This window comes from Bacillus sp. FSL L8-0152, assembly GCF_038006365.1.
GTDB classification, from domain to species: Bacteria; Bacillota; Bacilli; order Bacillales; family Bacillaceae_G; genus Bacillus_A; species Bacillus_A cereus.
Genome location: NZ_JBBOVB010000001.1, coordinates 247,501 through 265,000, shown reverse-complemented (window position 1 = coordinate 265,000; position 17,500 = coordinate 247,501). Strand labels below are relative to the sequence as shown.

Here is a 17,500-nt window from a genome sequence, read left to right as displayed (position 1 = left end):
GTCCCAGTGTGGCCGATCACCCTCTCAGGTCGGCTACGCATCGTTGCCTTGGTGAGCCGTTACCTCACCAACTAGCTAATGCGACGCGGGTCCATCCATAAGTGACAGCCGAAGCCGCCTTTCAATTTCGAACCATGCGGTTCAAAATGTTATCCGGTATTAGCCCCGGTTTCCCGGAGTTATCCCAGTCTTATGGGCAGGTTACCCACGTGTTACTCACCCGTCCGCCGCTAACTTCTTGAGAGCAAGCTCTCAATCCATTCGCTCGACTTGCATGTATTAGGCACGCCGCCAGCGTTCATCCTGAGCCAGGATCAAACTCTCCAATAAAGTTAGTTTGTCTAGCATCTAAAAATAAAAATTGACGTTTCACGTTGTTTGTTTCGTTCAGTTTTCAAAGAACTACTTGGTCGCTCATTTGCGACTTCCTTATGTTAACATTTCTATTTTGTAATGTCAACTAAGTTTTTCATTTCGTTTGCCGCTTTCGACGTTGTTGTCATCAGCGACTCGTATAATACTACACCTCTAAACTCTAATCGTCAATATGTTTTTCTAAAAAAATATAAAAAGACTTATTTCTTTTTAAAATAAGTCTTTTTATCATGTAACACGCTATCGTTTATTATTTTTCTATAATAGGTAAAGAGACGATAAATCGAATAATGCCCTCCTCATATTCAGCTCGAATACTACCACCTTGTAACTCAACAATACTTTTCGCAATCGCAAGCCCAAGTCCAGAACCTTCTGTTACTCTACTTCGAGATTGATCCTTCTTATAGAAACGTTCAAACAAATTCGCTAACTCTTCTCTCGTAAACTCTTCACTATGATTCGCAATTACAATTTGTATATCCCTGCGCTGCCTTTGAAGAGAAACTTTTATCTCCCCATCATCTTTACTATACTTAATCGCATTCATTAGTAAATTATCAAATACACGAACCATCTTTTCCGAATCAATCGATGCATAAGCACGTTCCTCAGGAAACTTCTTAACAAACGTAAGTCCATGCTCTTCCGCCTGCGGTACTAATTCTTCTATTAATTGCTCGAGTAACTCATTCATACAAACTTCTTGTTTTTCTAATATAACTTGTTCATTTGTTAACTTCGTATACTCAAATAAATCTTCTATTAAATTCTTTAGCTGCTCCGACTTTGCAAAAGCAATTCTCGTATACTCATCATGTTGTTCTTGATTTTCATATTTAGAATCTCGAAGTAATCGTAAGTAACCCATAATAGAAGTAAGCGGTGTACGTAAATCATGAGATACATTCGTAATAAGCTCATTTTTCTGCTTTTCTAATTTACGCTCTTTTTCTATATTATTCATAAGCTCTTCCGCCATATTATTAATATTCTCAGTTAAAGACGCAATCTCATCTTCACCTTTCTTCTCAATGCGGTACGCTAAGTTTCCTTTTTCTATTTCCTTTACACCTTCTGCCATTGCTTCAATCTGCTTCATCTTTCTCTTTGTTATATAGAAGAAAGAGAAAATGAATACAAGGACACCAATTAAAAATGGGAATGGTCCTTCTACTTTATAATACACTACCTCGCCTTGAGGAATCCCGCTTACAAACATATATAAGTTCTTACCTTCAATTGTAATAGGCGAGAATGTAATAAACTCTTTTCTTGATCTTTCAATATCATTATTATTTGAATAATTGATAGCAAATGAAGTCGCATTACGAATTGTATTATGCAAATTAATTTGTTCTTCTTGCGCTTGCTTCGTCTTATACAAAACTTTACCATTTTCGTCAGTAACTAATATTTTAAAGGCATCATGCCCTTGCTCTAAATTCTCATTTTCTAGTTCTATCATATTTTGTACAGCATCTAATTTATTTTCAGCAACCATCATTTCCGCTGTACTTTGAGCTTTACGATTAATTTGCTCCATACCATCTCTGTAATTAATCTCGGCATGCTGGCTAGCATCTTCAAAAATAGGTGCTACTATCTTCGTTGATACAAAGAGACCTAATAACGCACAAGCAGTAAACGCCGTAATAAGTTGAATCCTTATACTCCGTTTCACGCTCTTTATTATCTTTCCAATTAATTCTCGAATTTTCCGAACATAAGTAAACGGATTAAATATCTTTTTCAATCTTATACCCCACTCCCCATACTGTTTTTATATATCTAGGCTTCCTTGGATTCTCCTCAATCTTTTCACGTACTTTTCGAATATGCACCATTACAGTATTATCAGACTGGAAAGATCGTTCGTTCCACACCTTTTCATAAATTTGCTCCGCACTAAACACCATACCTGGATTTCTAGCTAGCAATTCTAAAATTGAAAATTCCCTTGGGGTTAGTTTCACTTCTTCTCCCTCTACAATAACTTTATGGGTCGAGATATTTATTTTCATCTCTCCAATTTCTAGCTCGTCCTCATTTTGAATAGCAAAACCATTCATTTTCATATAACGGCGTAACTGAGATTTAATTCGTGCAATTAACTCTAATGGATTAAAGGGCTTCGTTACGTAATCATCTGCTCCTGTTGTTAATCCTAAAATCTTATCCATATCTTGCGTTTTCGCAGAAAGCATAATGATAGGCATCTCTTTCGATTCTCTTACTTTCATACACATATGAATACCATCTACTTTCGGCATCATAATATCTAATACGACTAGATGCACTTCATTTTCTTCCAGTAAACGTAGCCCTTCTTCTCCGTCCCCTGCTTGTAATACTTTATATCCTTCATTCTTTAAATAGATTGTAATTAAATTCCGAATTTCTTTTTCATCATCTACGACAAGTATTGTTTCGTGTGCCACAATATCTCCCCCATTACTTTTTTAATCCCTAACTTCTATTATAGGAAAACTTCTGAAGAAAAACGCTCGGAAATCCTTAAGTTTTTCTGAAGACGCAAAAAAGGTCTAGACTCCCCTTAAGTCTAGACCTTTGAAAAAACCCCTTTTATTTACGAACGTAGATGAAATATAGTACGAATAAAACTCCCATAACATACATAATCGGATGAACCTCTTTACGACGACCACTCACAACCATTGTAATTGGATAGAAGATAAATCCAATCGCAATCCCAGTTGCGATACTATACGTAAGTGGCATAGAGATAATTGTAAAGAATGCTGGCACTGCAATCTCGAATTTCTTCCAATCAATTTCCCCTAAAGAAGAAACCATCAAGATTCCTACAATAATTAAAGCTGGTGCCGTTACAGCTGGCGTTACAACACTTAGTAATGGCGAGAAGAATAGTGCCAGTAAGAAGAATCCTGCTGTTACAACTGCTGTAAATCCAGAACGTCCTCCCGCTGCTACCCCTGCAGACGATTCAATGTAAGACGTTGTTGTTGATGTACCCAAGATCGCACCAATTACAGTCGCAATCGCATCTGCAAATAATGCTTTTCCTGCACGTGGTAATTTATTGTTCTTCATTAATCCAGCTTGATTCGCAACCGCTACAAGCGTACCTGCTGTATCAAAGAAATCGATAAAGAAAAACGTTATAATAACAATCCCCATTTGAACTGTAAAAATATCTCCGAAGTGCGTTAACGCAGCACCGAACGTTGGTTCTAGACTCGGTATTGCTCCCACTACAGCTTTCGGAGTATCAATTAATCCTGTTGCCACTCCTAAGATCGCTGTAAGAATCATACCGTAAAATACAGCACCATTAACTTTCTTAATCATGAAGATGATTGTCGTAACAACCCCGAAGATTGCTAGTAACGTTGTGCCCTTTGTTAAGTCCCCCAACCCAACAAGAACAGCATCATTTTTCACGATAATTCCAGCATTTTGGAATCCAAGGAATGCAATGAACAATCCGATACCTGCTGCTACTGCAAACTTTAACTCCGATGGAATTGCATTAATGATTTTTTCACGAATACCTGAAGCAGTAAGAATAATAAAGATAATACCTGACATTAATGTTCCGGCAATGGCCGTTTGCCACGGAATACCCATCGTTAACACTGCTGTATAAGCAAAGAACGCGTTAATTCCCATACCTGGCGCTAAAGCAATTGGATACTTCGCGAAAATACCCATAATTAACGAACCGATTGCTGCCGCTAATGCCGTAGCAACGAATACTGCACCTGGATCCATCCCTGTACCTGCTGGTAACCCTTTAACATTTCCAAGCGACAGCGTAGCAGGATTGACAAACAGTACGTAAGCCATAGATAGAAATGTTGTTAACCCCGCTATGAACTCAGTCTTATAATTCGTACCGAGCTCATCAAATTGAAAATAGCGTTTCATCCTACGTTTCCCCCGTTATATGATTACTCGCCGTAATCTCCCTAGCCCTCTTTTATCTATTAAAAATAAAAAAGGCTTCCATTGCATATACATGGAAGCGTTCTATGAATAAAGACAAGTTTCCCCTCATCTTTATCTAAACGCCTCGTAGTCAAGCCATTTACGGTAGCTAGGTAGAAACTTTCGGGCCATATCCCCGATATTATACGACGGCATAATATTCACTTTTCGTTTGAATTACATACTCATATTAACTCTTGAATGTATTTTTGTCAATTTAAAAGCGAACATTTTTATATTTTTTTATATTTTCGTTCGTATTAACAACGAAAACAAAAAGATCCATCTATTCATGAATGATAGATGGATCTTTTTTATTACAATACTATTCCCACTCAATAGTTGCTGGTGGCTTACTCGTTACATCATACACGATACGGTTAACGTGTTCTACTTCGTTTACGATACGAACAGAGATTTTCTCTAGTACGTCCCAAGGGATACGTGCCCAGTCAGCTGTCATACCGTCAATAGATGTTACTGCACGGATACCTACTGTGTAATCGTAAGTACGCTCGTCACCCATAACACCTACGCTACGCATACCAGGAAGTGCAGTGAAGTATTGCCAAATTTCACGGTCTAATCCCGCTTTAATAATTTCTTCACGTAAAATCGCATCAGATTCACGAACGATTTCTAATTTCTCTTCTGTGATTTCACCTAATACACGAATACCAAGACCAGGACCTGGGAATGGTTGACGCCATACGATTTCATCAGGAATTCCTAGTTCAGATCCTAATACACGTACTTCATCTTTAAATAACGTATTTAAAGGCTCAATTAATTTGAACTGCATGTCTTCTGGAAGTCCACCCACGTTATGGTGAGATTTAATTGTTTGTGCAGTTGCTGTACCACTTTCAACGATATCTGTGTAAAGTGTACCTTGTGCTAAGAAGTCCATACCTTGTAATTTAGATGCTTCATCATCAAATACGTAAATGAATTCGTTACCGATGATTTTACGTTTTTGTTCTGGATCTTCTACACCTTTTAACTTATTCATGAAGCGTTCTTGTGCATCCACTTTAATAACGTTCATATGGAAGCCTTCGCTAAATGTTTTCATAACGCCTTCTGCTTCACCTTTACGAAGTAAACCGTGGTCAACGAAAATACATGTTAACTGATCGCCGATTGCTTTATGAATTAATACTGCTACAACAGAAGAGTCTACGCCGCCACTAAGTGCACATAGTACTTTTTTGTCTCCAACAGTTTCACGAATCTTTTCTAATTCTACTTCGATAAAGTTCTCCATGTTCCATCCTTCAGAACAACCACATACGCCGAATACGAAGTTTTTAATTAAATCGTTACCGTGCTCAGAGTGACGTACTTCTGGGTGGAATTGTACACCGTATAAGTTTTTCGCTTCATTGCTCATACCAGCAATTGGGCAAGACTCACTTGTTGCGTCTACTACGAATCCTTCAGGTAAACCAGTTACTAAGTCGCCATGGCTCATCCATACAACTTGCTCTTCTGGAAGGTTCGCATATAATTTTGATTCGTTCTCTACTTTAAGAACAGCTTTTCCGTACTCACGGTGGTTGGCACGCTCTACTTTACCACCGAAGTGTTGTGTCATAAGCTGCATACCGTAACAGATACCGAAGATCGGTAAACCTAGTTCGAAGATTTTTTCATCACAATGTAATGCACCTTCACCGTATACGCTATTTGGTCCACCAGAGAAAATAATCCCTTTTGGATTCATTGCTTTAATTTCTTCTGCAGTAATTGTATGTGGATGAAGTTCACTGTATACACCGAACTCACGAATTCGACGTGCTATTAACTGATTGTATTGACTTCCAAAATCTAAAACGATAATTGTATCGTGTTGCTTCTTCAAAATAATCACCCCAACGTTAGTTCTCGTATATAAATATTTTCACCAATTTGGCGAAAAGCATTACTAATATAATAAAAAAAGCCAGTCCTCCGCCTCTAGTCTCATAACAAAGAAAAGGCAGGGGTCTGACTTTATAAAGAAAGATAGTCTCCGCTCTTTATAAATATAAGACACACTGCCTTCATAGTCAGGTTGTTTACGGTAACCCGGTAGAGACTCTCAAACCATATCATTGAGGATATATGAAGGATCGTTTTATATTATCTTCCTAGATTCTAACAATGAAGTATCTATATGGTCAAGAGAGAAAGCGACAAAATTCTACAGAAATTCATTTCCTTTTCTAAAAAACATAAAAAAACATCCATTTCTATATAGAAATGGATGTTTTTTAGGGCAAACGGAATTACATCATTCCGCCCATACCGCCCATGCCCATGCCGCCCATGTCAGGCATTGCTGGTGCATTTGGTTCTGGCTTGTCAGCTACTACAGCTTCAGTTGTTAAGAACATAGCTGCAACAGATGCTGCGTTTTGAAGTGCAGAACGAGTTACTTTAGCTGGATCTACGATACCAGACTCAAGCATGTTAACCCATTCGCCAGTAGCTGCGTTGAAACCAACGCCTACTTTTTCGCCTTTTAGACGCTCTACAACTACAGATCCTTCTAGACCAGCGTTGATTGCGATTTGACGAACTGGCTCTTCTAGTGCACGAAGTACGATGTTGATACCTGTTGCTTCGTCGCCTTCAGCTACGATAGAAGCTACTTTCGTGTATACGTTCATAAGTGAAGTACCACCACCTGCAACGATACCTTCTTCTACTGCTGCACGAGTTGAGTTAAGTGCATCTTCAATGCGAAGTTTGCGCTCTTTTAACTCAGTTTCAGTTGCTGCACCGACTTTAATTACTGCTACGCCACCTGCTAGTTTAGCAAGTCGCTCTTGTAATTTTTCACGATCGAATTCAGAAGTTGTTTCTTCTAATTGCGCACGAATTTGACCGATGCGAGCTGCGATTTGCTCTGTATTTCCAATACCTTCAACTACAGTTGTGTTTTCTTTTGTAACAACAACTTTACCAGCGCGTCCTAAAGATTCAACTGTAGCAGATTTTAAGTCACGACCTAATTCTTCAGTGATTACTTCGCCACCAGTTAAGATTGCGATATCTTCTAGCATTGCTTTACGACGGTCACCAAATCCAGGAGCTTTAACAGCTACTACATTGAATGTACCACGAAGTTTGTTCACTACTAATGTAGCTAAAGCCTCGCCTTCTACATCTTCAGCAATGATAAGAAGTGGTTTACCTTGTTGTACCACTTGCTCTAATACCGGTAAGATTTCTTGAATGTTAGAAATCTTTTTGTCAGTAATTAAGATATATGGGTTATCAAGAACTGCTTCCATTTTGTCAGAATCAGTAATCATGTAAGGAGATGCATATCCACGATCAAATTGCATACCTTCTACTACGTCTAATTCTGTTGTGAATCCTTTAGACTCTTCTAAAGTAATAACGCCATCGTTACCAACGCGCTCCATTGCTTCAGCGATTAATTGACCTACTTCTTCGTCAGCTGCAGAAATAGCAGCTACTTGTGCGATAGAAGATTTGCCTTCGATTGGTTTAGAAATCGTTTTTAATTCTTCAATTGCAGCAGTAACAGCTTTTTCGATACCTTTACGAAGACCCATTGGGTTAGCACCAGCTGTTACGTTTTTAAGACCTTCACGAATCATAGCTTGCGCTAATACAGTTGCAGTTGTTGTTCCGTCACCAGCTACGTCATTTGTTTTGCTAGCAACTTCTGCTACTAATTTCGCACCCATGTTTTCGAATGCATCTTCTAATTCGATTTCTTTTGCGATTGTTACACCATCATTTGTAATAAGTGGTGAACCAAATTTTTTCTCAAGTACAACGTTACGACCTTTTGGTCCAAGCGTAACTTTTACTGCGTTTGCAAGAGTGTCGACACCGCGAAGCATCGAACGACGTGCTTCTTCACTAAATTTAATATCTTTTGCCATAATAATTGACCCCCTTGGATTTTTTAAGATTTATATAATTAACCGATAACTGCTAAAATGTCACTTTCACGTAAAATCAAGTAGTCTGTACCTTCATATTTCACTTCAGTACCTGCATATTTTGAGAAGATGATAAGATCACCTGCTGCTACCTCTAAAGCAACACGCTCACCATTCTCAAGCACTCGACCAGTACCTACTGCAACAACTTTACCCTCTTGTGGTTTTTCTTTTGCAGTATCTGGTAATACGATACCACTTGCTGTTTTTTCTTCTGCTTGAACAAGCTCAATTACAACGCGATCACCTAATGGCTTTAGCATGAACAATAACCTCCTCATTTTGTTATGTAAATTTCTTTTATTAGCACTCAAGTCATCCGAGTGCTAACACACTTATAATAATAAATAATCTCAATTTCTTTTGCAAGTAAAAAAATCATAATTTTTTCGCAAATCACTATATAAACTTTCTATATAGAATACTGCCTTTACTATATGAATCGTTGTTTCCACTGCTCGTATGTTACAATATGAAAGGACACCCTAAGTTGTTTTCGCTACACACACAACTTTCTCCTGTCTTCTATTATAATTTCAAATAAGGATTTACGAAAAAAACATAATTCAAGTGAGGTTTATATCGTAGGTAGCATATTTACATGTTATCCTAACTTATCTCATACACTATAGTTAGAAAGGATGGTTAAACCATTTGAAGAAACAATACTGGTGGATTATCGTTACATACATTTTAATGCAGTTATCTGGCGTTGTTGGATTGCCACTTCTCCTAAAAACAGGACTCTATGATAACAGAGGATTTACCATTGAGGAAAAAGGACAAATCATAACGGGACACTGGGCAATTATTAGCTTCTTTGTTGCATTATGTATCGTACTTTGGTTACTTAGAACGGATATTCGTGACAGGCATTTAGATCCAAAGCGCTCTTCTGCTCCAGCTACTATTGGATGGATTTTCATCGGGTTCTTCTTGGCTTTCTTTTCACAAATAGTTGCTGGTATGATCGAGATGCAGCTGCTAGGAATTAAACAAGGTTCAGAAAATACAATGAAACTGATGGAGATTGCAAGAACCACACCTTGGTTCCTTATTGTTGTATCTATAATTGGACCTATCTTAGAAGAAATCGTATTTAGAAAAATTTTATTTGGTGCACTTTATAAGAAGTTTAACTTCTTTATCGCAGCTATCATTAGTTCGCTTGTATTCGCAGCAATTCATTTTGATTTTACTCATTTATTGGTATACACTGCTATGGGGCTCGTATTCGCCTTCTTATATGTGAAGACGAAGCGTATTATCGTTCCGATTGCAGCTCATGTTGCGATGAATACATTAGTCGCTATTGGGCAAATTTTTATGAGCAATGAGCAAATTCAAGAAATGATTAAAGAAGCTGAAAAAATGCAAGGCTTTATCGGAGGATTTTTTGTATGAGAAACTCACCATTGTTCATGGCTGCACTATACTTCCTTCTTGGATGTATCTTTACACGCTTCGCCATTACGAACGTGACAGATACAATCTGGAATGTGTGGACAATACTATTTGCAGTTATGGCAACAATTGATTTTAATTTGGCACTTCGCCTTATATTAGTTAAATTCACAAAGAAGAAACAATAATAAAACGCAGAGGTCGCTTCCTCTGCGTTTTATTGTGGATAGTTTTTCAAAAAGTAAACTAATGTTTGTAACTCTACAGCTAAATCAATATGATGAATTCTAATATTCTCTGATACGTTTAATCGTGCTGGTGTGAAATTCAAAATACCATGCACGCTCGTTTCAGCTAATCTATCTGCTACAGCTTGTGCTACTGTAGCCGGTACTGTTAATATTGCCACTTGTATATCATTTGATAATCTCTCTTCTAATTCATCTAAATGGTATACAGGAATGCCCCCGATTTCTGTTCCAACTTTCTCTTCACTAACATCAAATGCCATTTCAATTTTTGTATTATTGTTTTTCGTGAAATTATAATGTAAGAAAGCGGTCCCTAAATTACCTACTCCAATAAGTGCTACACGCGTTATATCATCTTGATCAAGTGTTTCGCGGAAAAATGATAATAAATAATTTACGTTATATCCATATCCCTTTTTCCCTAACGCTCCAAAATACGAAAAATCTCTTCGTATTGTTGCGGAATCTACTTTTACCGCTTCACTCAATTCGGCCGATGAAACACGCTGCTTACCAGAAAGAGATAAGTTTTGGATAAATCGATAGTATAGAGGCAATCTTTTAGCAGTGGCTTGTGGAATCTTTTGCTGATCCATATGACCTCTCCTCTCTTCCTATCTTTATTCATATACTTTAATCAAATACAGAAGTTTAGCACTCATTAAATTCCTTGTATAATAAAGAGAAGAAGTATTCTCTCTTATTTTAAACTATACACTATTTTTAGTATGATTGAGAAATATAAACATGGCAAAGTTAAGAAATTATTTGAGGTGAAAACATTGATTTTATTACAAGTAAATGGACTTTCGAAATTATACGGTGCAGAAACAATTCTTGCAAACATAAAATTGGAAGTACAAACAAAAGATCGTATCGCATTAGTCGGAAGGAATGGAGCTGGAAAATCTACATTATTAAAAATTATCGCTGGTGAGTTATCACATGATGGTGGCGAAATTATAAAACCGAAAGATGTCTCAATCGGGTATTTAGCTCAAAATACCGGCCTAGAAACGTCTTTAACAATTTGGGATGAAATGCTAACCGTCTTTACCCACTTACAGCAAATGGAGACAAAACTTCGAAGGCTTGAGCAAGAAATGGGAAAAGAAGAAAACTTTTCAAACGAAGCTATATATGAAAGATTGTTAGCTGATTATGACCAATTGCAACTCAATTATAAAGATCAAGGTGGATATCAATATGAAGCGGATATTCGCTCCATTTTAAGCGGCCTTGGCTTCCCAGTTGAAACGCACCAGACGACGATTTCTACTTTAAGCGGTGGGCAAAAAACAAGATTAGCTCTCGGAAAATTATTATTAACAAAACCAGACTTACTTATTTTGGACGAGCCTACAAACCATTTAGACATCGAAACATTAACATGGCTTGAGCAATATTTACAAGGTTATCCTGGCGCAATATTAATCGTTTCACATGACCGTTATTTCTTAGACAAACTTGTTACACAAGTATATGAAATTTCGAATAAAGAAAGCAGACGATTTGTTGGTAACTACAGTAAATATTTAGACTTAAAATCAGCATTATATGAGCAAGAAATGAAACGTTACGAAAAACAACAAGATGAAATCGCAAAACTTGAGGACTTCGTTCAAAAGAATATAGCTCGCGCCTCTACAACGAAACGTGCTCAAAGTCGCCGTAAACAACTAGACAGAATGGAATTATTAACGAGACCATTAGGGGATTCTAAGTCAGCATCATTCCACTTCGATATTGAAAAGCAAAGTGGAAATGATGTTTTACAAGTAAAGGATGCAACCATTGGCTATGATGAGGACCCTATAATTGAAAACGTAACTATGCGCTTAACTCGCGGAGATAGTGTTGCTTTAGTTGGTCCAAACGGAATTGGGAAATCCACATTATTAAAATCTATTGTGAATAAGTTACCACTATTAAATGGTGATGTTTCTTTCGGATCAAATGTATCTGTTGGTTATTATGATCAAGAACAAGCAAACTTAACATCTTCTAAACGGGTTTTAAATGAACTATGGGATGAATATCCACTGCAACCTGAAAAAGAAATCCGTACTATACTCGGGAACTTTTTATTTACAGGAGATGATGTACTGAAACCAGTATCTTCCCTTAGTGGTGGACAAAAAGCTCGATTAGCTCTTGCGAAGCTTATGATGCAAAAGTCAAATTTATTAATTCTGGATGAGCCTACGAACCACCTTGATTTAAATAGCAAAGAGATTTTAGAGAATGCTTTAATTGATTATCCAGGGACTCTTCTATTTGTCTCACATGACCGCTACTTCATTAACCGTGTAACAACGACTGTGATTGAGTTATCAACAGAAGGTGCACAGGAATATTTAGGGGATTACGATTACTATGTGGAGAAGAAAAATGAAATGATTGAACGCGCAGCATTTGAACAACTTGAACAGCAAGAAAATCAGGCACCTGTTCAAAAAACTGTAGCTCAAGAAAAATTAAATTATCTCGAAGAAAAAGAGCGTAAACAATTAGAACGTCAACGCACTCGAAAAATTGAAGAACTAGAACAAAACATCGTAAACTTAGAAGAAGAAATTGCTACGTTAGAAGATCAACTTTGCTTACCAGAAATATATGCAGATTATGAAAAAGCGAGTGAAATTACAACTAAAAAACAAACGCTACAAGTACAACTTGAAACTTGTATGGCAGAGTGGGAAGAGCTGCATGTATAAGAGTATTTAAATAAGGAAGATGTCTCATCAGTCATGATTTTTGACTATGTGACATCTTTTTTCTTTAAGTACATAAATAATTTTTTGAATATATCAATGGTAACTCGGAATATATCAACCAATTTTCAAATACATCTATCGTAACCCTATATATATAAACGATTCGACACGAAATATCGATTTACCGACAAGGATTGACAATATCAGCACCCTCTATAATAGAAGGATATTTCAAAATGTTTTTCAGGGATATCTTCTTACTTTTTATTTCCCGAAAAACAATATATTCAAAGGTCAGACTTCATCTAGTTTATCCACAAACTTATACACATATCCACCTTTATAAAATAGCTATCAAAACAACTTTTCCACATTATCCACAACTATCAAAAAAGATATCAACACTTTATATACACAACAAAACCCACATTATCAACAGATAATATGGGTTTTATCCACAAGCTGTGGTTAATTATGTGCATAACTATGCTTCAATATCTAATCCTGGATTCGCATTTAAGGCTAATGTTGCACGCTTGCCTTGTTCATACGCAATTGTCCCTGCCGCTGCAATCATTGCTGCATTATCTGTGCATAAAGATAGCGGTGGAATAATTAGTTCAATGTTTTCTTTTTGTGCAAATTCTTCTTCTAATCGCGCACGAAGTCCTTTATTAGCAGCTACTCCACCAGCAAGAAGTAATTGCTTTACATTATAAGCCTCTGCTGCACGAGCTGCTTTCGTTACAAGTACATCTATTACACTTTCTTGGAAACTTGCCGCTAAATCTTCTGGTTTAATTTCTATACCACGTTGTTTCGCGTTATGCACAGTGTTGATAACTGCTGATTTCAATCCACTAAAGCTAAAATCATATGAATTCGGTTCTAGCCATGCACGAGGCAAATCAATTGTTGGTTCTCCTTCATGTGCAAGACGATCAATATGAGGACCACCTGGATATGGCATAGATAACGTACGAGCTACTTTATCATATGCTTCTCCAGCTGCATCATCTCGCGTTTCACCAATTACTTCAAATGAACCATGTTCTTTCATATAAACAAGTTCTGTATGCCCACCAGATACAACAAGTGATAATAGCGGGAATTGAACTTCTTTTACTAAACGGTTCGCATAAATATGGCCAGCAATATGATGAACACCGACTAACGGAATATCATGTGCAAAAGCTACTGCCTTCGCTGCATTTACCCCAATTAAAAGTGCTCCTACTAAACCAGGCCCTTCTGTTACAGCAATTGCATCAATATCATCAAATGTGATATTTGCTTCTTTTAAAGCTTCTTCTAACACAACTGTAATTTCTTCTACATGATGACGGGATGCAATCTCTGGTACAACCCCGCCAAAACGTTTATGACTTTCGATTTGTGATGCAACGACATTCGCAATAATTTCCGTTCCATTTTTAACAACCGCCACCGCTGTTTCATCACAGCTTGTTTCAATCCCAAGTATAATCGTATTTTTTTCCATTATATATTCACCCACATTACAAGACCATCTTCCTGATTGTCTGCATAGTATCGTTTACGAATTCCACCATTTTGAAATCCATATTTTTTGTACAACTGCTTTGCTACTTCATTTGATACACGTACTTCAAGCGTCATTGTTTTTACCCCTAGTTCTTTCGCTTCTGAAATAACTGCTTTCAATAAGGCATCTCCTAATTTTTGACCTCGGTATTCTGGCAAAATAGCTATATTTGTTATATGTGATTCATCAATAATTATCCACAATCCACAATATCCGATTACACGACCATCTTTTTCTAACACAATATAATGTGCATGTTCATTCATCGTTAATTCACGGTGAAAGGCATCTGCAGTCCAAGGAGTTGAAAAAGACACTTCTTCAATAGCTACAATTTGAGCAATATCATCAAGTTCCATCTTTCTAAATATCATATCCATCTTCTGCAAGGCCCCTACTTGTTTTGACTTTCTAACCACTTTGTTTCAGCTTCAGCTAAACGAAGATAGCTCGGAACAAACGTATGCACATCTTGTTCTTCTTTTTGTAACCCTAAGAATGCTAGCTCACTTGGTCTTGGATTATTTTTAGTAAACGGAGCGAATACAGCTTGATCACCTAAATGTTCTATAATTATTTCTTTATGCAATTTAACATCATTACCGATAAATAAAACAGGCTGTCCTTTATCTTTTAACATTTGCAACCAGTCCACAATAAGAATAATTCGGTCTTCTTCTATTGAAGTTAACTGCTCTCCTTCATATTTATATAATCCAGTATAGATTTGCCCACGTCTTCCATCAAATAAAGGACAAATTAATCCATTAAAGTTAGCACCGTTTGCAGCTACTACCTCTAAACTTGATACACCTACAATTGGTATTTGAAGTGACCAAGCTAATGTTTTTGCCGCTGTCACGCCTATGCGAACACCTGTATATGATCCAGGTCCAGCAGCTACTACGATTTTAGTTAATTCCTTCGGTTTTACACCACATTCTTTTAACAGTTGCTCTACAGCTGGCATAAGACGTACAGAATGGTTTTTCGTCAAATTTGTAATGATTTCCCCAATCACGTTTCCTTCCTCAATAAGGGATACACCCATTACGTAATTTGAAGTATCAATTGCTAGTACTTTCATCTTGTAATAGCTCCTCACATAATCTAATATAGCGATCTCCAATTGGCTCGAGTATAATTTTTCTTGTGTCATCTCCCGCATGGAATAAACTAATTTGTAACTTTTCATTCGGTAAATATGCTTCTATTAAATGAGCCCATTCCACTACCGTAATTCCTTCACCGTAGAAATACTCATCAAAGCCTAAGTCCTCTTCGCTTTCTGCTAAGCGATACACATCCATATGATATAGTGGTAATCTTCCTTTATATTCTTTAATAATATTAAAGGTAGGACTATTTACAACTCTTTTCACTCCAAGACCTTTTGCTAGCCCCTTTGTAAAAGTCGTCTTCCCAGCTCCAAGATCTCCTTCTAAAATAATTACATCTTGTGCCTCTACGAGTTCACCTAGTTTTTCTGATAACCTTTGTGTTTCCGCAGAAGATTTTGTTGTTACTTCATATTTGCTCACAGACTTCACCTACTTTACTCACAATGTTCTCTGCTCTTTATTATACAGGTTTTGAATATATAAAAAAGTCCTTAGGAGTTGTCCTAAGGATAGTTTGACTGTCTTTATTAGTTTTTTGTTAAAACAAATAAAAAAATACGAAACAATTTGTTTCGTTCTTTTCTTTATATAAAATGGCGGTCCCGACCGGGGTCGAACCGGCGATCTCCTGCGTGACAGGCAGGCATGTTAACCACTACACCACGGGACCATTTGGTTGCGGGGACAGGATTTGAACCTGCGACCTTCGGGTTATGAGCCCGACGAGCTACCGTACTGCTCCACCCCGCGATGATATAAATAGCTTGGCGACGTCCTACTCTCACAGGGACAAGGTCCCAACTACCATCGGCGCTAGAGAGCTTAACTTCCGTGTTCGGTATGGGAACGGGTGTGACCTCTCTGCCATCATCACCAAACTATGAAGGCATATTCCTTCAAAACTAGATAACATTGCTACATATTATATGGTTAAGTCCTCGATCTATTAGTATTCGTCAGCTCCACATGTCACCATGCTTCCACCTCGAACCTATCAACCTGATCATCTTTCAGGGATCTTACTAGCTTACGCTATGGGAAATCTCATCTTGAGGGGGGCTTCATGCTTAGATGCTTTCAGCACTTATCCCTTCCGCACATAGCTACCCAGCTATGCCCTTGGCAGAACAACTGGTACACCAGCGGTGCGTCCATCCCGGTCCTCTCGTACTAAGGACAGCTCCTCTCAAATTTCCTACGCCCACGACGGATAGGGACCGAACTGTCTCACGACGTTCTGAACCCAGCTCGCGTACCGCTTTAATGGGCGAACAGCCCAACCCTTGGGACCGACTACAGCCCCAGGATGCGATGAGCCGACATCGAGGTGCCAAACCTCCCCGTCGATGTGGACTCTTGGGGGAGATAAGCCTGTTATCCCCGGGGTAGCTTTTATCCGTTGAGCGATGGCCCTTCCATGCGGAACCACCGGATCACTAAGCCCGACTTTCGTCCCTGCTCGACTTGTAGGTCTCGCAGTCAAGCTCCCTTATGCCTTTGCACTCTACGAATGATTTCCAACCATTCTGAGGGAACCTTTGGGCGCCTCCGTTACACTTTAGGAGGCGACCGCCCCAGTCAAACTGCCCACCTGACACTGTCTCCCGGGTCGATAAGACCCGTAGGTTAGAATTTCAATACAGTCAGGGCGGTATCCCACCAGCGCCTCCACCGAAGCTAGCGCTCCGGTTTCAATGGCTCCCGCCTATCCTGTACAAACTGTACCAAAATTCAATATCAGGCTACAGTAAAGCTCCACGGGGTCTTTCCGTCCTGTCGCGGGTAACCTGCATCTTCACAGGTACTATAATTTCACCGAGTCTCTGGTTGAGACAGTGCCCAAATCGTTACACCTTTCGTGCGGGTCGGAACTTACCCGACAAGGAATTTCGCTACCTTAGGACCGTTATAGTTACGGCCGCCGTTTACTGGGGCTTCAGTTCAGAGCTTCGCTTACGCTAACCCCTCTCCTTAACCTTCCAGCACCGGGCAGGTGTCACCCCCTATACTTCGCCTTACGGCTTCGCAGAGAGCTGTGTTTTTGCTAAACAGTCGCTTGGGCCTATTCACTGCGGCTTTCCGTTAAGAAAGCACCCCTTCTCCCGAAGTTACGGGGTCATTTTGCCGAGTT

The 17,500-nt window shown here is 38.4% G+C and carries 14 protein-coding genes, 2 tRNA genes, 3 rRNA genes and 2 riboswitches (2 of these 21 running past the window's edge); of the genes, 3 read left to right on the top strand and 16 right to left on the bottom strand.

Annotated elements, in window-relative coordinates; all coding sequences use genetic code 11:
- From MHH27_RS01535 to groES, 7 genes are all read right to left on the bottom strand, one after another.
- Positions 1–330: ribosomal RNA gene (locus tag MHH27_RS01535) — 16S ribosomal RNA — on the bottom strand; it reaches 1,222 nt to the left of the window's first position.
- Positions 331–625: 295 nt separating this feature from the next.
- Entirely contained in the window at positions 626–2,131 is a 1,506-nt protein-coding gene (locus MHH27_RS01530) for a HAMP domain-containing sensor histidine kinase (protein ID WP_090978976.1), read from the bottom strand.
- Entirely contained in the window at positions 2,115–2,816 is a 702-nt protein-coding gene (locus tag MHH27_RS01525; RefSeq protein WP_000929891.1) for a response regulator transcription factor, read from the bottom strand. The genes MHH27_RS01530 and MHH27_RS01525 overlap by 17 nt, the downstream gene beginning before the upstream one ends.
- A 145-nt stretch (positions 2,817–2,961) precedes the next feature.
- A complete protein-coding gene (locus MHH27_RS01520) occupies positions 2,962–4,287 on the bottom strand; it encodes an NCS2 family permease (RefSeq protein WP_000833094.1) in 1,326 nt (441 codons plus the stop codon).
- 128 nt (positions 4,288–4,415) lie between these two features.
- A riboswitch (purine riboswitch) is annotated at positions 4,416–4,517 on the bottom strand.
- A 155-nt stretch (positions 4,518–4,672) separates the two neighbouring features.
- Positions 4,673–6,211: a glutamine-hydrolyzing GMP synthase gene (gene guaA, locus MHH27_RS01515; protein WP_445687301.1), complete on the bottom strand. Its 1,539-nt coding sequence runs from the start codon at positions 6,209–6,211 to the stop codon at positions 4,673–4,675.
- 164 nt (positions 6,212–6,375) lie between these two features.
- Positions 6,376–6,477: riboswitch (purine riboswitch) on the bottom strand.
- A gap of 140 nt (positions 6,478–6,617) precedes the next feature.
- Positions 6,618–8,252 (bottom strand): chaperonin GroEL, encoded by a 1,635-nt coding sequence (gene groL, locus MHH27_RS01510; protein ID WP_001029992.1) that lies wholly within the window; start codon positions 8,250–8,252, stop codon positions 6,618–6,620.
- 38 nt (positions 8,253–8,290) lie between these two features.
- Complete coding sequence (gene groES, locus MHH27_RS01505) at positions 8,291–8,575, bottom strand: co-chaperone GroES (protein ID WP_000917311.1); 285 nt, start codon at positions 8,573–8,575, stop codon at positions 8,291–8,293.
- A gap of 391 nt (positions 8,576–8,966) precedes the next feature.
- Here groES and MHH27_RS01500 point away from each other — a divergent pair, with 391 nt between their 5' ends.
- Both MHH27_RS01500 and MHH27_RS01495 read left to right on the top strand, forming a co-directional pair.
- Positions 8,967–9,716, top strand: coding sequence for a CPBP family intramembrane glutamic endopeptidase (locus tag MHH27_RS01500; protein WP_000745326.1), 750 nt, complete (start codon positions 8,967–8,969; stop codon positions 9,714–9,716).
- Positions 9,713–9,904 carry a YdiK family protein gene (locus MHH27_RS01495; RefSeq protein WP_001246204.1) on the top strand — a complete coding sequence of 64 codons (192 nt, stop codon included), beginning with the start codon at positions 9,713–9,715 and terminating at the stop codon, positions 9,902–9,904. Before MHH27_RS01500 ends, MHH27_RS01495 begins: the two co-directional genes overlap by 4 nt.
- A gap of 29 nt (positions 9,905–9,933) precedes the next feature.
- On the opposite strand, the gene MHH27_RS01490 is transcribed toward MHH27_RS01495, so the two are convergent.
- Positions 9,934–10,563, bottom strand: a complete 630-nt coding sequence (locus MHH27_RS01490) for a redox-sensing transcriptional repressor Rex (RefSeq protein ID WP_000372699.1) — start codon at positions 10,561–10,563, stop codon at positions 9,934–9,936.
- A 186-nt stretch (positions 10,564–10,749) separates the two neighbouring features.
- Here MHH27_RS01490 and MHH27_RS01485 point away from each other — a divergent pair, with 186 nt between their 5' ends.
- Complete coding sequence (locus MHH27_RS01485) at positions 10,750–12,684, top strand: ABC-F family ATP-binding cassette domain-containing protein (RefSeq protein WP_217648222.1); 1,935 nt, start codon at positions 10,750–10,752, stop codon at positions 12,682–12,684.
- Positions 12,685–13,168: 484 nt separating this feature from the next.
- Here the strand turns inward: MHH27_RS01485 and tsaD are convergent, their stop codons facing one another.
- The 8 genes from tsaD to MHH27_RS01445 all read right to left on the bottom strand — a co-directional run.
- Positions 13,169–14,185: a tRNA (adenosine(37)-N6)-threonylcarbamoyltransferase complex transferase subunit TsaD gene (gene tsaD / locus MHH27_RS01480; RefSeq protein WP_000414595.1), complete on the bottom strand. Its 1,017-nt coding sequence runs from the start codon at positions 14,183–14,185 to the stop codon at positions 13,169–13,171.
- Positions 14,185–14,628 (bottom strand): ribosomal protein S18-alanine N-acetyltransferase, encoded by a 444-nt coding sequence (gene rimI, locus MHH27_RS01475; RefSeq protein WP_000367207.1) that lies wholly within the window; start codon positions 14,626–14,628, stop codon positions 14,185–14,187. Before rimI ends, tsaD begins: the two co-directional genes overlap by 1 nt.
- A gap of 14 nt (positions 14,629–14,642) precedes the next feature.
- Complete coding sequence (tsaB, locus tag MHH27_RS01470) at positions 14,643–15,335, bottom strand: tRNA (adenosine(37)-N6)-threonylcarbamoyltransferase complex dimerization subunit type 1 TsaB (protein WP_340941422.1); 693 nt, start codon at positions 15,333–15,335, stop codon at positions 14,643–14,645.
- Positions 15,316–15,789 carry a tRNA (adenosine(37)-N6)-threonylcarbamoyltransferase complex ATPase subunit type 1 TsaE gene (gene tsaE / locus MHH27_RS01465; protein ID WP_000049640.1) on the bottom strand — a complete coding sequence of 158 codons (474 nt, stop codon included), beginning with the start codon at positions 15,787–15,789 and terminating at the stop codon, positions 15,316–15,318. Before tsaE ends, tsaB begins: the two co-directional genes overlap by 20 nt.
- Before the next feature lie 174 nt (positions 15,790–15,963).
- Positions 15,964–16,039 (bottom strand) — tRNA-Asp (locus tag MHH27_RS01460).
- Between the two features lie 3 nt (positions 16,040–16,042).
- Positions 16,043–16,119 (bottom strand) — tRNA-Met (locus tag MHH27_RS01455).
- A gap of 12 nt (positions 16,120–16,131) precedes the next feature.
- Positions 16,132–16,247 (bottom strand): 5S ribosomal RNA (gene rrf, locus MHH27_RS01450).
- Positions 16,248–16,295: 48 nt separating this feature from the next.
- Positions 16,296–17,500 (bottom strand): 23S ribosomal RNA (locus MHH27_RS01445) (it continues 1,717 nt past the right edge of the window).

What these genes read in the sequence shown, in the direction of transcription:
- tsaD (WP_000414595.1), bottom strand. Translation starts at nt 14,185, where the DNA reads ATGGAAAAAAATACGATTATACTTGGGATTGAAACAAGCTGTGATGAA.
- MHH27_RS01495 (WP_001246204.1), top strand. Translation starts at nt 9,713, where the DNA reads ATGAGAAACTCACCATTGTTCATGGCTGCACTATACTTCCTTCTTGGA.
- tsaB (WP_340941422.1), bottom strand. Translation starts at nt 15,335, where the DNA reads ATGAAAGTACTAGCAATTGATACTTCAAATTACGTAATGGGTGTATCC.
- groL (WP_001029992.1), bottom strand. Translation starts at nt 8,252, where the DNA reads ATGGCAAAAGATATTAAATTTAGTGAAGAAGCACGTCGTTCGATGCTT.
- MHH27_RS01490 (WP_000372699.1), bottom strand. Translation starts at nt 10,563, where the DNA reads ATGGATCAGCAAAAGATTCCACAAGCCACTGCTAAAAGATTGCCTCTA.
- groES (WP_000917311.1), bottom strand. Translation starts at nt 8,575, where the DNA reads ATGCTAAAGCCATTAGGTGATCGCGTTGTAATTGAGCTTGTTCAAGCA.
- rimI (WP_000367207.1), bottom strand. Translation starts at nt 14,628, where the DNA reads ATGGATATGATATTTAGAAAGATGGAACTTGATGATATTGCTCAAATT.
- MHH27_RS01520 (WP_000833094.1), bottom strand. Translation starts at nt 4,287, where the DNA reads ATGAAACGCTATTTTCAATTTGATGAGCTCGGTACGAATTATAAGACT.